Genomic DNA, 552 nt, shown 5'->3' with positions numbered 1-552 from the left:
TTTTATTTTTAGAAGAAGTTAGAATAAAACTTGCTTCACATTTTTTAGAATTTGAAGATTATTTCATCGTTGATAGTATGCCATTAGAGATATGCAAATTTGCTCGTCACAACAGAATTAAAATTTGCAAAGAAGAATTCGAAACTGCTCCATCTAAGGGGTTTTGTGCCTCTCAAAATAACTGGTTTTACGGATATAAATTACATGGAGTTTGTTCTATAAATGGAGTTTTCCATTCCTTAGATATTACAAAGGCAGAAGTTCACGATGTTCATTTTTTGAAAACCATAAAACAACAAATGTCTGATTGTGTGTTACTTGGCGATAGAGGTTACTTGTCTCAAAGCATTCAATTAGATTTGTTTCAAACGGTAAATATCAAATTAGAAACTCCAAAAAGAGCTAATCAAAAAGATTATAAGCCCCAACCTTATATCTTTAGAAAATCAAGAAAAAGAATTGAAACATTATTTTCACAACTATGCGACCAGTTCAGAATTAGAAACAATTATGCTAAAACTTTTGAAGGTTTTAAAACAAGAATATTAGCAA

Annotated in this window: 1 protein-coding gene; it reads left to right on the top strand. The window is 29.7% G+C overall.

Annotated features, from left to right (window positions below; translation table 11 throughout):
* Positions 1 to 552: IS982 family transposase (locus WFZ85_RS16050; protein WP_342697263.1), on the top strand; the 552-nt coding region annotated here is incomplete at both ends.

The organism is Flavobacterium aureirubrum (genome assembly GCF_038739835.1).
Classification (GTDB): domain Bacteria; phylum Bacteroidota; class Bacteroidia; order Flavobacteriales; family Flavobacteriaceae; genus Flavobacterium; species Flavobacterium aureirubrum.
This window is presented reverse-complemented; position numbering and strand designations above follow the sequence as displayed.